The sequence below is a fragment of the Methanomassiliicoccales archaeon genome (assembly GCA_026394395.1).
Lineage (GTDB): Archaea > Thermoplasmatota > Thermoplasmata > Methanomassiliicoccales > UBA472 > UBA472.
In genome coordinates this window covers 152,378-166,242 of sequence record JAPKYK010000005.1, presented here as the reverse complement: position 1 = coordinate 166,242, position 13,865 = coordinate 152,378, and the positions used below count along the sequence as shown (strand labels likewise).

Below are 13,865 nucleotides of genomic sequence, written 5' to 3'. Positions count from 1 at the left end.
CCGTCCTCGCTCAGGGAAGAAAATGGCGAAGGTCGTGAAGATGCCCAGGAACGGTGCCGCGAAGCAAGCGCTCCCGGTCGAGATGAAGGGGTGCGCTTACATCGTGGAGGGGAGGGAGGTCTACATGGAATGCCAGGGATGCCAATTTTCACTGGACGCCCCGAGTGAGAGGTGCATGGCCGGGATCTGCTCCGCCTTGGATGCCCATCCTGAAGCGATCGGCTTGGTGCTGCTGGGGGACGAGCATGTTTGGATAAGGGAGAGGGAGATGGAGACCCTGCGCTCCCTGATCTCCGCTGAAAAGGCCTGGGAGGGCTTCCGTGCGTCGATACGCTCCCTTCCCTGCTTCAGGCCATTGCCGACAGAGAAGGTGACAAGGTACATAGAGAGGGTGGCCAACGGTCACGCTGATATGTTCTGCCTGGGAGAGGGACGACAATGCCAGGAATGCCTCAAGGTCCAGAAGGATGCCCTTGGCTCCTTGGAAGGTGACTGGCGCCGGGTCCGGCGGACCTTGGCCGCAGACCGTTTCCGCATAACCGAGGTCGCGGGAGGGGTCGAAAAATGATGCCCCCTTCAGCGAAGGAAGGAATGACGCAGGCCTTACCGGCCCTTAGGCGCGACCGGCTGGTGAAGCCGTCGTTCTCCGGTTACTGGATAGAAAGGGAGATACCTCTGGGATGGAGGGTGCTGGACCAGAAGAAGGTCCGTGGCGGGCGCGTCGACCTTTTGACCAATCCTTCCGGCCTTCGTCACCGTTATTTCCTGTTACCATGGGAGCACACTGCCAATCGGGAGACCCAGTCCCAGCTGGCCAAGGCTATTGAGATGGTACGGTCCCGGCCTCCTCAGGGCTTTAAAGGCGGAGAGGTCGAGTTGAAGGCTCATGTGCAATCGGTGGTGCGCTCCCTGGATGCCCATTCGGAGAGCGACGAGGAGTTCCTGGACGCGGTCATGCGCAACACCCTCGGCCTGGGCGCCATCGACGTTCTGCTACGGGACCCGAGGGTGGAGGACGTGTATGTGGACGCCCCCTGCCAGAGGAACCGGGCCTACATCACCCTCAACCAGGCCGGTCCGGGCCACGTGTTCGGGCGCTGCGAGAGCAACCTGATCGTCAGCGAAAGCGAGATGAACGGGCTGGTGAGCCGTTTGAAGTACCGCTCTAGTCGCCCTTTCTCTCGTTCGAACCCGGTGCTAGAGACGGACCTGGGGGACAGCGAGGTGCGGGCGACCGCTCTGTGCCCGCCGCTGAGCCCCGACGGGCTGGCGTTGGCCCTCCGTCGCAGATCGGACGTTCCCTGGACGCTTCTGCGCTTGGCCAGCTGCGGGGCCATGGACGCGGTGGCCGCTGGACTTCTGTCTTTCTTGGTGGATGGACGGGCCTCGATACTCGTTTGCGGCGCTCGCGGTTCCGGTAAGTCCTCGCTTCTTTCCTCGCTGCTGTTCGAGTTCCCGTTGAACCAAAGGATACTGGTCATAGAGGACACCAGGGAGGTCCCGGTGCACGCCCTGCAATTCCTCGGCTTCAAGGTGCAGTCCATGCTGGTGGACCCGGTGCAGGGCCTGGACCGGGCGGAGGCGGCCGACGAGGCGCTCCGCGTCTCCCTGAGGCTGGGGGAATCGGCCATCGTGGTGGGGGAGGTGCGGGGAAAGGAGGCCATGACCCTCTATGAGAGCATGCGCACAGGAAAGGCCGGCTCCTCGGTCCTAGGCACCATCCACGGCGACGGGGCACGCGAGGTCCACGACCGGGTGGTGAACGAGATGGGCATACCGGAGGCCTCCTTCGCCTCCACCGACGTCGTCGTGACCATGGGGTTGGTGCGTCCGGGCGGAGGCTTGGGTCAGGTGCGCCGGGTCACGGAGGTGGCCGAGGTGGTGAGGACGGAGGAAGGTCTGGATTTCCTCCCTATGCTCACCTACGACGGTTCCTACCATCTCAGCGAGCGCGTCATGCCCCTGATCGGACGGATCTCCTCCGGATGGGGGGTCGGTTATGAGGAGGGTCTGCGGAACCTCTTGCAGCGCATCGCCCTGCGGCGAGTACTTCTCGATATGTCCAGCGAGGACCCTGCTCTCCTTTCGCCCTCGAGCACACTGATGGCCAACGAGTTCCTTTGGCAGAGATCTTCCTTCGAAAACGAGGACATGGCCACGGAGTTCGCCGCGTTCGTGCGGGAGAGGTGATGGCCTTGCCTTCGTCCCTTGGATTGCCCGCCATCGCCGGACATGTGCCAGGATGGTTCAGGAAGGTCTACGCCATCAAGGCTCCGACCGGATCCTTGGACCTTCTGACCCGAAAAGGCCGACGGACGGAGGATTATTACCTTCGAGGGTACAACGCCTTCCTGTGGTGCCTATTGACCTTGTTGCCCCTGGCGGCCTTGATCGTTCTCGCTGCACCCTACCCTTACAGCCTGACCTCGATCGGCTTGGCATTGACAACAGTGATCATACCCTCCTATGTGACCTCAGGACCGGTACGGAGCTACCGGGCGGAGCAGCGCTCCTACCTGCAGGATTCCCCCGCCGTGGTGGGGGCCATGACCATGAGCATGAACCGCTCCCCTTCGTTGGAGAGGGCACTGGAGGTGGGAGCGCGCTCTGGGGACGGGGCCTTGCAGGCGTCCCTTTCATCGGTTGTATGGAAGGCCTTGACCGGCGAGATGCAGGACCTACGCTGTGGCGTTTCAGCCTGGACGGCCAACCTGGATGCTCGTAACGAAGGCTTGAGGCGTTCCATCCATCTTATAATGGCGGCCGAGGAGGAGCCGGGAAAGGAAGGCCGGGACCGCTTGCTGGACCGGGCCAACTCCTTGGTGCTGGAGGGGATGAGGGAAGCTTGCGAGAAATACGTCGGATCGCTCTCCTTCCCGGTCATGCTGGTTTTCACCTTTGGGGTGTTGGCCCCGGTGATGCTGTTCTCCCTCATCCCCCTGCTGGGGCTGGGGTCGGGCATTCCTGACGGGGGCGTTTCCTTGAACATCACCTCGCTGGCCGTGGTCCTCCTGGCCCTGGTGCCGACGGTCACCGTTCTTTACGTCAAGGTTTTAATCGAGCGGAACCCTTTGAACCGGGCCAGCTTACCTGCTTCACTGTTGGGGAAGGGCCCGACGATGCTTCTCACCCTGTCCCTGCCCCTGTTCCTGTCCATGATCACGCTTACCGGGCAGGTCGTGATCTCGACCATTGCCTCGATGGCCCTCGTTCTTCTGGCCTTCTACATGACCGGAGGAAGGGCGTGCAAGGACGGCGGCGAGCGGATGCGTTCCTTCGTGGATGGGCTGTACCGCTTGGGCAACGGCATGCTTGGAGGGCAGGACCTGGAGACTTCCTTCGAGGACGCGGCGCTCATGGAGGAGGGTGAGTTCCAACGATGGGGGTTGAGGATGGTCCATGCCATGCGCACCGGGCGGACCTCGCTCATCGACGCGGTCCGAGAGGACCAGGAGCTGCCGATGATGAGCGCCGCCCTGCACCAGAGCTACCTGACGGTCCTGGAATGCGCCCGGGAGGACCACCGGGGGGCGGGGAAGGTGGCCATCAACCTGGCCCAATGCCAGGACGATCTTCTGAGGACGAAGAGGCGCATACGGGAGAACCTGCGCTCGGTGGTGGACATGATGACCTCCACCAGCCTGCTGTTCGCCCCGGCCATCATCGGTCTGACCAGCGGCATAATGGGCCTGCTGGGAGGGGACCGGGACTGGCTGATGGCCGTCGCATCCGTCTACGTCGTGGAGCTGGCCCTGGTGGTCAACTACTTCACGTCGAACCTGGATGAGAGACGCAACGGGCAGGAGGGCTGGCGGAACTATGGCAAACGCGGAGCGGTGGCGCTGATGGTCTTCCTCACAGCTTCACTATGCGGTCAGACGTTTCTTTTCCGCCTTCTCTGACCAGGAGCAGTTCCAGATCGCTCAATCGATGCAGGTCCAAGGCCAGCCTTTCCCCGGACTCGTAGCTGCGGACGGAATCGATCCTGGTCTGTATCGTTTCGAGAGGGGATATCTCCATGGAGCGCATCCCATCGTAGAAGCGGACCACTGGCCTTCCTCCCTCCTTTATTCCGAGGTTGCCTTTGCCCATGGTGCAGCTGGAGGAGAACTGCACACCGTCGATGAGACAGGAGACCGGGGTCTCGGTGCCGGTGAATACCGTGGCGAAGAACTTGCCTGGGAAGTAGCTCTTGGCCATCAGCCCCATCCGGTAGCCCAGAAGGACGTAGGGACCCAGGTGCCCATGGAAATCAGCGAGCCTTCTTAGGTCCTCTGGCAAACTGGTCATGATGGTTACTCGATGAGGATGGATATAAAATTTTATTCACAAAAATCAAGTGAAGGATTAAAAGGCGGGGGCGCGGTAGCGGGACCGTCATGAGGCTTTCCCCTCCCCTGCGTTACATGGCCTTGTTCGAGACGCTGCTGGCATTGGCGTTCCTCTTCATCGTCATCTCTCCGTTGACCCTGCCCACTGGCTCTGTGTCGGACCTGGACGGCAGGATCGGGTCGGTGGACAATTGGGACGAGCTGCAGGAGATGCCCTTGCTGCAACGCCTGGTCTACCTCATCGGGGACCTGAACTGCCACCAGCAGGCGGACCGCTCGTTCTTCCTCAACGACAACCAGCTGCCGATATGCGCTCGGGACGTGGGCATCGTGGCCGGGTTGACCTTAGGGCTCATCGCCTACATGTTGGTCCGGTGGCCGGTACGATGGACGTGGCTCCTGCTTCTGCTCGTGCCCATGGCCTTGGACGGGGGGGCGCAGGCCTTGACCTCCTACGAGTCGGGCAATGTCATAAGGGCGCTGACCGGATGCTTGGCCGGTGCTGGGCTGGGTTGGGGGATAGGCATGCTGACGGACCGCTTTTTCACGGGCGATCGGCAGAACGGACGGTCATCGAAATGACCAGTCCAGCATTCGGTTCTCGTTAACGCTGAATCTTAGGAAAACGCTTATATACAGTCTTGTAGATTGAGCACCAGTCAATCCATATCATTCACTTTTACCGTTTTGGAGGATATGATTCATATGGAAAACATGAAGACTGGTACTACCACGATAGGTATAGTTAACGCTGACGGCGTGGTCCTGGCGACCGAGCATCGGGCCACCATGGGCAATTTCATCGCTCACAAGGAGACCCAGAAGGTCTTCAAGATCGACAACAACCTGGGACTGACCACCGCTGGACTAGTAGGGGACGCCCAGGTCATGGTCCGCTACCTACGGGCTGAGGTAGAGCTGTACAAGCTGAAGAGGACGGTGGACATGTCCGTCAAGTCCGCGGCCACCCTGACCTCCAACATCCTGAGAAGGGGAGGCGGCGCCTACGGCTATTACTATGTAGGGCTGATCGTCGGAGGTTACGACAAGGAGGGTGGGCATGTTTTCTCCTTGGACGCAGCCGGCGGTTCCATAGCCGACCACTACATCAGCGTCGGTTCTGGTTCCCCCTACGCCTACGGTGTCCTGGAGGACCACTACAAGAAGGACATCACCTTGGACGATTCCATCAACTTGGCCATACGCGCCTTGAACGCGGCCATGAAGAGGGACTCGGCCAGCGGTGACGGCATGGACATCGTGACCATCACCAAGGACGGGTACGTGGAAGTGTCTCAGGAAGAGATACTGAAACGAGCTTCGCGCATGGGGATCAACGTCCCCCGGCCGAACTGAAAACCCCTTTCCAACATACTTTCCTGTTATACATCCCATAAAAAGTGAATGCCATGAGCACAGAAAGAATTCTCGAGGAAGCCCGAGAACAGGTCCGGAAGATAGTACCATCTCAAATCAACATATCTTCCATCGATTTTGAGGGTCCAGTAGTCGTAATCTACACCAGGGACATGGAGGCCTTCGCCTCCGGGAACGACATGATCCGCCAGCTGGCGCAGGGATTGCGGCGCCGGGTGGCTATTCGCCCTGATCCCTCCACCCTGGCCAATTCCGTAGACGTGGAGAAGAGACTACGGGAGATCATCCCTGAAGAGGCCCAGATCACCAACATCTCCTTCGAGGACGAGACCGGTGAGGTGACCATCGAGGCCATCGCCCCTGGTCTAGTGATAGGTAAGCAGGGCGCGGTCCTCAATGAGATCAAGAAGGAGGTGGGCTGGGCCCCCAAGGTGATACGAGCTCCGCCGATACCCTCCAAGACCGTCTATGAGACCAGGGCCTATCTTCGGGAGGTCCAGGCCGAGCGCAAGGAGTTCCTGCGCAGGGTCGGAAAGCGCCTGGCCCAGACCAAGTACGAGGGAGAGAACTGGATTAGGATGACCTGCCTTGGCGGTTATCGCGAGGTCGGGCGCTCCTGCACATTGCTATCTACGCGAGAGAGCAAGATACTAATTGATTGCGGCATGGACCCTTCCAACAGCTCCAACAAGCCCTATTTCACCGCCCCGGAGTTCCTGCCCCTGGAACAGATTGACGCTGTGGTCATAACCCACGCCCACATGGACCATTGCGGACTGCTTCCAGTGCTCTTCAAGTTCGGTTACGACGGACCGGTTTACTGCACGCCCCCGACCAGGGACATGATGTCATTGAGCTTGCTGGACGGCATCAAGGTGTCGCACGGCGAAGCTAACAAGTCCGAGTACGAAGCGAAGCACATCCGCGAGGTAGTGAAGCACACCATCACCCTGAAGTACGGCGAGACCACCGACATCGCCCCGGACATACGGTTGACGATGCAGAACGCCGGGCACATTCTCGGTTCCGCGGTCTGCCACTTCCACGTGGGCGACGGGCTTTACAACGTCGCCTTCACCGGGGACATGAAGTACGAACGGACGTGGCTGTTCAACGCCACCACCAACAAGTTCCCACGCCTGGAGACGCTGGTGATCGAATCGACCTACGGCGGCTTCAACGACATACAACCAAGCAGGATCGACGCCGCCACCCAGTTGAAGGGGATCATCGAACGGGCCATCATGCAGCGCAAGGGCAAGATGGTCATACCCGTTTTCGCTGTAGGGCGTTCGCAGGAAGTGATGCTGGTCATCGAGGAACTGGCCCGCACCGGCAAGGTGGACAAGGTCCCGGTGTACCTGGACGGTTCTATATGGGAAGCGACGGCGATTCATACCGCCTATCCGGAGTACCTCAACAGCCAGCTGCGCACCCAGATATTCCAGATGGGGCAGAACCCCTTCCTCAGCGACATGTTCAAGCGCGTCGACAGCCAGGAGATGCGGGAGAAGATTTTACATGATCCAGAACCATGCATCGTCCTGGCCACAAGCGGCATGATGAACGGCGGGCCGGTCATGGAGTACGTGAAGGCCTGGGCCAGCGACCCGCTGCATACCCTGGTGTTCGTCGGATATCAAGCCGAAGGCACCATCGGCCGCAAGATCCAGAAGGGCGTGCACGAGCTCACGCTGGCGGATAAGGGCAAGAGCATCACCGTGGAGTTCCACATGAACGTGGAGATCGTGGACGGGTTCTCCGGGCATTCGGACCGGAGGCAGCTCATCAACTACATAGCCAGTCTGGACCCCAAGCCGGAGCGCATCGTCATCGGGCACGGCGAGGAGCACAAGTGTCTGGAGCTGGCCTCCGCGCTGTACAAGAAGTTCAACGTGGAGACCAGGGCGCCCATGAACCTGGAGACCATCCGCTTCAAGTAGCAGTGAAGGAAACCATTTCCATATATCCTATTTTTAAAAAATAAAGAAAGATGGGGGCGTACCCCCTTTGCTCAGAACCCGTATATGCGGGCCATCTTCCTCTCCAGGTACTTCATGAAGGGGGTGATGGTCAGGTCTTTTCCGGTCACTTCCTTGACCAGGTCCGCCGGGTCGTACAGGTCGCCCTTGGAGTGCACGTTCGTTCTGAGCCATTGCAGCACCGGATCGAACTCGCCGTGACGGAGACCTTTGCGCCATTGCGGCACGTCCTTCTGCATCTTCTCCAGGAACATCCCGGAGTAGATGTTGCCTAGGGCGTACGAGGGGAAGTAGCCGAAACTGCCGCCCGACCAGTGGGTGTCCTGCAGCACGCCCTCGCCGTCGTTCTCGACCTTCACACCGAGGTAATCGGCATACTTCTGGTTCCAGACCGCCGGGAGCTCGTCCACGGTCACCTTGTGGGCGAAGATGTCCTTCTCGATCTCGAAGCGGATGATGATGTGCAAGGCGTAGGTCACCTCGTCGGCCTCGATGCGCACCTTGGACGGGACCACAGCGTTGGCCGCGGCGATCAGGTCCTTGTTCTTCAACCCCTTGAACGACTTGGGGGAGAACTTACGGATGCGCGGCAATGCGTAGTTCAAGAACTCCGGGCTGCGACCGACGATGTTCTCCACGAAGCGGCTCTGCGACTCGTGTATGCCGTACGAGCAAGGCGACCCGACAGGCTGGAACATCCATTCCCTCGGGATGCCTTGATCATACAAAGCGTGCCCGCCCTCGTGCATGACGCTGAACACGTTGGAGAAGAAGCGGTCCTCGTAGTAGTGCGTGGTTATGCGCACATCGTCATACTTCCCGACGGTGAAGGGGTGCTCCGTCTCGTCCAGCCGGCCGGCGGCCTTGTCGCTGACGGTGTCGTAGCCGATGAAGTTCATCACGTCTATGGATATCTTCTTCTGCACCTCTACCGGCACCTTGCGGGACATGGGCGATAGGTCCGGCTTGAGGTTCGAGGACTCCACCTTGCCGATGAGCTTGATGAGCGCCTCGCGCAGCTCGGCGAAGACCTCGTCGATGCGCACCGCGGTCATCTTAGGTTCGAACTGGTCCAGGAGGGCGTCGTAGGGCGTTTTCGTGCCTTTGACCTTCATGAGTATATCCGCGGCTTGCTCCCGCAGCTCTATCATCTTGGTCAGGTCATCGCGGAACATCTTGAAGTCCTTGGCCGCCTTGGCCTTCTTCCAAACTTGGTTGCACTTGGACTGGTGCTTGGCCGTCTCGGTGACCAGGGAATCAGGGAGCTTGGAGTTCTCGTCATAGCTCTTGCGCAGGAGGTGCAGGTTCCTTCTTTGTAGTTGATCGAAGGAGCTCAGGTCGCCCTCGCATTTCTGCAGTAGCTGGTCGTTCTCCGGATTGGTGAGCATCTTGTGCAGTATGAGCTCGATGGCCGAGAGCTGCTCGCCGCGCATGGCCTGGGCCGCGGGAGGCATCTTGGTCTCCATGTCCCAGTACAGTATATCGCCGGCGGAGCCAAGGACGAACATCTCCTTGGAACGGTCCATGAGAGCGGAGTACGCAACGTTGTCATTGGATGTCATTGGTTATCGGAAGGCGGTATGGGAATGGCGAAATTAACCTTTGCCTTCGTACTATCTGGATTAAAAAATGATGGCGATGAATATTGTGAAGAGATGATAGTTGGTTGTTGTTTCGTAATTCGCAAAAAAAAAATTAACGACAATTGCAACTCTTTAATGATATGGGGATTAGTTTTCTGAAATTATTATATTAAAGATTTGTACATTTGTAGCATCATCCAGATCATATAACATATAAAAATAATATAAAATGTCCAATATATTATATACGTGGGCAAATAGACGTATTCCCTTTTTATGAACATACTAATGATCGACGAAATGAGGGTCAATGATATGAGTATGAAGAGGACGCTCGGCAATTCGACGGTCATTAAGAGACCCCACGCACTATCTGAGCTCAGGGGGCCAAAAATAGGATTATAGATTTGGATGAAAAATAATACAATGAAAATCAGAAGCGGGAGAAGAAACACCTTGAACAAAGTACGATGATTGATTTTGACCATATCCTTCCCAGTGCACTAAATAGAATATTTACTAACCTATAAAATTATTCCACCTTTTACGTTCTCTAACAAATAGAATGTCCCATTCTGTAATAAAGATATATTTAATTTATTATATATTCAATATAATTTAATAATTAAAAATGTGGGCTGAAAAATATAAAAAAACTCATTGGCTATGCATGATGGTGCGGGGGTTGGGATTTGAACCCAAGGACCGCTAGGGACTAGACCCTCAATCTAGCGCCGTTGGCCATGCTTGGCTACCCCCGCTTGGCTTTTTTGGGAATGTAGGGAGCAGTTATTAACCTTTGCATGGCCGATATTGCTCCAGCGGAACGCTCACCATCTGGATGAACGGACGATCGGAACGGAGCAAGATGACGACGAGCGCTTGTCCTCAACTCATTTAAATAGAGGCGTTTCATAAGTTTATGCGTCGGGAGAGGGAGGGCGACCGACGGTAGGGCCTTCGGGCCCAGCTGAGGAAGGTCTCTCCTCCATGAGAAAGGTGGACCGCGAAAGTGGTTTGGCGAGAGCCAAGGCAAGGGCACAGAAACGACACAGTCTCGGGGTAGCATGAATCGCCTGGCGAGGACGTTCCCCGAGGATATGGTGAAACGGCGACCCCCCACCGGAGCAAGCCCAAACAGCCGGGATGACCGCTCAGGACCGGCGGGTAGGGCGCGCAGTTGAATGTCGCCTGAAACAGAAGGGGGCCTACTACCCTCACCCGACCCCTGGCCCGTTATTCCAGCGGCCGTTCTCTTCTTTTTTCGCTAGGCGGTCAGCGCAGGTACACCTACTCGTCGAACGATATTTCGTCGTGGAAAAGATGACGGGCAAGGAAGGAAAGCTGGTAATGATCAAGGAACGTGTACCCCTTCGCACTCACGAGATGCTGCGCCGGGAGCTGAAGAAAGGAAGGAAGGCACTGTACATCTCAAAGCATTCCCCGAGGCAGCTGGAGATGCAGTTCGAGCAGGTCAAGGAGAACATGACCGCCAAGTGGCTGATGCCGCGACCAGAGGGGGACTGCATCCCACCGATGAACCTGCAGAGGTTCGAGGAGAGTATAGTCGAGTTCCTTAACGAGAACGAGGACTCCATAGTGGTGCTCAACGGTCTGGACGTCTTGTACATGTGGAACGGCATCCGGCCGGTGATCGATTCGTTAAAGCGGGCCAGAGGCAGTATGGGCGGGGCGGAGTTCTTCATCAGTCTGGACCCCAACGAGTACTCCCCCAGTAACGTTGGCGCTCTGGAGCGCATATCCGACGAAGTTGTATGCACTTGAACAAGGGGGCGTCCTCCAGCCCCCTCCATCCTTTTTCAGAAACCCTATTGTTGGTGAACGGTTATCGGTGTGCTCATGTCAGCCCTTGAAGAATTGCTTGCCCAGGTAAAAGAGGACAACGTATCAGGTTCCTCCCAGATCTATTCAGCGCTGCTCGTCGGACTGCAGAGGGCGCTGGTGCAAAAGCCCACCTGCAAGCAGTGGCGCGAGTTCGCGGACGGGCTGTCCAAGGTCAAGAGGTCCATGGCCCCGGTCCAGAACGTGGCCGGGTCCATCAAGGTCCTTCTCAACGCCAGCATACCAGAGGACCAGTTCAACGGTTTCATCAAAGGGTTCCTCATCGACCTCCGGGAAAGGGAGGAGAGCGCCCCTCGCTCCATCGCGGAAGCGTTCGTCAAGGCCCACAAGGTCAAGAGGATCGTCACGCTATCCTATTCCAGCACGGTGCTGGCCGCCCTGTCGGCCATGCCCAAGGGTTTGGAGGTCCTGGTGGCGGAGTCCCTGCCCCTTGGCGAGGGGGCCATGACCTGTCGAAAACTTTCCGACCAAGGGATCAAGGCCTCCCTTTTTCGGGATTCCATGATCTCCTCGGTGGTCTCCGAAACGGACCTGGTGCTGGTCGGGGCGGACGGCGTATGCCCCGAGGGAGTGGTGAATAAGGTTGGCACCAGGCTCCTGGCGCTGGCCGCCTTGGAACGGGGAAAACCGGTGGTCGCCCTTTGCTCCACGGCCAAGCTGATCCCGGTGCTGGACCTCGACCTGGTGCGGTCCATGCGCACGGTCGACGGGTTGACGGTCCAAGAACAGCTCTTCGAGATCGCCCCCCTCTCCCTGTTCACCTCGATCATTACCGATGAGGGCACCTTCACCGGTCAGGAGATGGAGAAGCGCCTGTTGCATGACCGCAGTAAGATGAAAGATACGGATTGCCAGGAATGCTGATCAGCCGATGCGCTGCAGGAACTGCTTGACCTGCTGATCGTAACCTTTGGTCTCGATCTCCAGTTCCGTGCCGTGGGCCGTTTCCACCTTGATCTGAACAAAGCCGTTGGCGCCTTTGAAGTTCACGTTGGTCGACGACTGCTCCTCTATGACCAACTCTAACTTTCCGAAATATTCCTTCGCCTTCTCCAAGGCCCGCTCCGGGCTCAGACTGCGAGTCGCTCCGGATCTCACCGTGCATCACGAAGGAAGAACCGCCTGCGGCCATATCTAACTTTTTATCTGGCGGCCTTTTGCCTGTGATATTCGTTCGTGGGTTGGGCAAACGTTGACCCGTTTTCTAAACGATTGAAAATAAAACAATACATTATTGTATAATGTTGTACATCATAGTCCATAAATGATATATAATGCCTTTATCTTTTCCCTTCTTCATGGAAAAAGACATTAAGATCACACTTAATTTGGACGACATCCCGAAGCGCTGGTACAACATCGCTGCCGATTCTCCTGTACCGATACCTCCGCACCTGAACCCTGGCACGAATCAGCCTCTCAAGCCGGAGGAGATGGAGGCCATCTTCCCCCGGAATTTGATCGATCAGGAGTTCTCTACCGATCGATATATCGGCATTCCTGAGGAGGTAAGGGACGCCTACGTCATGTTGAATCGTCCCTCTCCTTTGGTACGGGCGGTGCGCTTGGAAAAGGCACTCAAGACCCCGGCCAAGATCTATTACAAGCGGGAGGACCTGAGCCCCTGCGGATCCCACAAGCCCAACACTGCGGTGCCGCAGGCCTACTACAACAAGGTAGCGGGGACGGAGCACATCACCACCGAGACCGGCGCAGGACAATGGGGAATGGCCTTGTCCCTGGCCTGCTCCATGTTCGACATGAGCTGCAAGGTGTTCATGGTCCGTTGCTCCTATGACTCCAAGCCTTACCGCCGTTTCGCCATGCAGACCTACGGCGCCAAGGTCTACCCTTCCCCCAGCATGGAGACCAAGTTCGGCCGGATGCTATTGGAGAAGGACCCCACCTGCCCTGGTAGCCTGGGAATTGCCATCACTGAGGCCATTGAGATGGCCGTGACCACTTCCCATACCAAATACAGCCTCGGAAGCGTGCTGAACCACGTCATGCTGCACCAGACCGTAATCGGACAGGAATTGATCCAGCAACTGGACCTAGGAGATATAATGCCAGATTACATGATTGGATGTGTTGGAGGTGGCAGTAACTTCGCCGGATTCGCCTTCCCGATGCTGGGCAAGAAGATCAAGAAGAAGGTTGAGACCGACTTTATCGCAGTTGAGCCGGTGGCCGTACCCTCGCTCTCCAAGGGTGATTACCGCTACGACTTCGGCGACACCGGAGGCATGACCCCGCTGTTGAAGATGTACACCCTCGGTCACGATTTCATGCCCTCGCCCATACACGCCGGCGGTCTGCGCTATCATGGTATGGCGCCGACCGTCAGCCTGATGAAGGACCTGGGACTGGTCAGGTCAGTGGCGGTGGAGCAGAACGAAACCTATGCCGCTGGAGTGCAGTTCGCCCTGTCCGAGGGCATCATACCCGCTCCAGAGACCACCCACGCCATCGCCGTGGCCATCGATCTGGCCCGGGAGGCCAAGCGCAAGAACGAGAAGAAGACCATCGTCTTCAACCTGTCCGGGCACGGGCTGCTGGACCTTCCAGGGTATGATAAGTACCTTAACGGAGAATTGAAATAATCCCCCAAGGCAACCGGAGACGAAAGCCTCCGGCCCCCTTATTTTTTTATAAATAACGTTTTATTCAGCGAATACCATTATTTATAGAGAATGAGGATTACCTAACGCGCGAATCGGGGGAAGGGC

Annotated in this window: 12 protein-coding genes, 1 tRNA gene and 1 other RNA gene; 10 read left to right on the top strand and 4 right to left on the bottom strand. The window is 57.5% G+C overall.

Going from position 1 to position 13,865, the window contains the following annotated elements:
* The first annotated feature begins 22 nt into the window (after window positions 1–22).
* From NT131_07890 to NT131_07880, 3 genes are read left to right on the top strand one after another with little or no spacing between them, the layout of a single operon-like run.
* Window positions 23–568 carry a hypothetical protein gene (locus NT131_07890; protein ID MCX6651557.1) on the top strand — a complete coding sequence of 182 codons (546 nt, stop codon included), beginning with the start codon at window positions 23–25 and terminating at the stop codon, window positions 566–568.
* Window positions 565–2,190 carry a type II/IV secretion system ATPase subunit gene (locus NT131_07885; protein ID MCX6651556.1) on the top strand — a complete coding sequence of 542 codons (1,626 nt, stop codon included), beginning with the start codon at window positions 565–567 and terminating at the stop codon, window positions 2,188–2,190. The genes NT131_07890 and NT131_07885 overlap by 4 nt, the downstream gene beginning before the upstream one ends.
* A complete protein-coding gene (locus NT131_07880; protein MCX6651555.1) occupies window positions 2,190–3,902 on the top strand; it encodes a hypothetical protein in 1,713 nt (570 codons plus the stop codon). The genes NT131_07885 and NT131_07880 overlap by 1 nt, the downstream gene beginning before the upstream one ends.
* Here the strand turns inward: NT131_07880 and NT131_07875 are convergent.
* Window positions 3,856–4,290, bottom strand: coding sequence for a formylmethanofuran dehydrogenase subunit E family protein (locus NT131_07875; protein ID MCX6651554.1), 435 nt, complete (start codon window positions 4,288–4,290; stop codon window positions 3,856–3,858). The genes NT131_07880 and NT131_07875 overlap by 47 nt on opposite strands.
* A gap of 89 nt (window positions 4,291–4,379) precedes the next feature.
* On the opposite strand from NT131_07875, the gene NT131_07870 reads away from it, so the two are divergent.
* The 3 genes from NT131_07870 (at window position 4,380) to NT131_07860 (ending at window position 7,651) form a co-directional block, all read left to right on the top strand.
* Window positions 4,380–4,913 (top strand): DUF2085 domain-containing protein, encoded by a 534-nt coding sequence (locus NT131_07870; GenBank protein ID MCX6651553.1) that lies wholly within the window; start codon window positions 4,380–4,382, stop codon window positions 4,911–4,913.
* Window positions 4,914–5,036: 123 nt separating this feature from the next.
* Complete coding sequence (psmB, locus tag NT131_07865) at window positions 5,037–5,687, top strand: archaeal proteasome endopeptidase complex subunit beta (protein MCX6651552.1); 651 nt, start codon at window positions 5,037–5,039, stop codon at window positions 5,685–5,687.
* Window positions 5,688–5,740: 53 nt separating this feature from the next.
* Window positions 5,741–7,651, top strand: coding sequence for a beta-CASP ribonuclease aCPSF1 (locus NT131_07860; GenBank protein MCX6651551.1), 1,911 nt, complete (start codon window positions 5,741–5,743; stop codon window positions 7,649–7,651).
* Window positions 7,652–7,722: 71 nt separating this feature from the next.
* Here NT131_07860 and NT131_07855 read toward each other — a convergent pair whose 3' ends face one another.
* Window positions 7,723–9,252, bottom strand: a complete 1,530-nt coding sequence (locus NT131_07855) for a carboxypeptidase M32 (protein MCX6651550.1) — start codon at window positions 9,250–9,252, stop codon at window positions 7,723–7,725.
* Window positions 9,253–9,947: 695 nt separating this feature from the next.
* A tRNA-Leu gene (locus NT131_07850) sits at window positions 9,948–10,034 on the bottom strand.
* A gap of 168 nt (window positions 10,035–10,202) precedes the next feature.
* Here NT131_07850 and rnpB point away from each other — a divergent pair.
* From rnpB to NT131_07835, 3 genes are all read left to right on the top strand, one after another.
* An RNA gene (rnpB, locus tag NT131_07845) (RNase P RNA component) lies at window positions 10,203–10,496 on the top strand.
* 100 nt (window positions 10,497–10,596) lie between these two features.
* Entirely contained in the window at window positions 10,597–11,058 is a 462-nt protein-coding gene (locus tag NT131_07840) for a DUF835 domain-containing protein (protein ID MCX6651549.1), read from the top strand.
* Window positions 11,059–11,133: 75 nt separating this feature from the next.
* Complete coding sequence (locus tag NT131_07835; protein MCX6651548.1) at window positions 11,134–12,000, top strand: hypothetical protein; 867 nt, start codon at window positions 11,134–11,136, stop codon at window positions 11,998–12,000.
* Here NT131_07835 and NT131_07830 read toward each other — a convergent pair whose 3' ends face one another.
* Window positions 12,001–12,234 carry a hypothetical protein gene (locus NT131_07830; GenBank protein MCX6651547.1) on the bottom strand — a complete coding sequence of 78 codons (234 nt, stop codon included), beginning with the start codon at window positions 12,232–12,234 and terminating at the stop codon, window positions 12,001–12,003.
* A gap of 200 nt (window positions 12,235–12,434) precedes the next feature.
* Between NT131_07830 and NT131_07825 the strand changes: the two genes are divergently transcribed.
* Complete coding sequence (locus tag NT131_07825) at window positions 12,435–13,739, top strand: TrpB-like pyridoxal phosphate-dependent enzyme (protein ID MCX6651546.1); 1,305 nt, start codon at window positions 12,435–12,437, stop codon at window positions 13,737–13,739.
* Window positions 13,740–13,865: the final 126 nt, after the last annotated feature.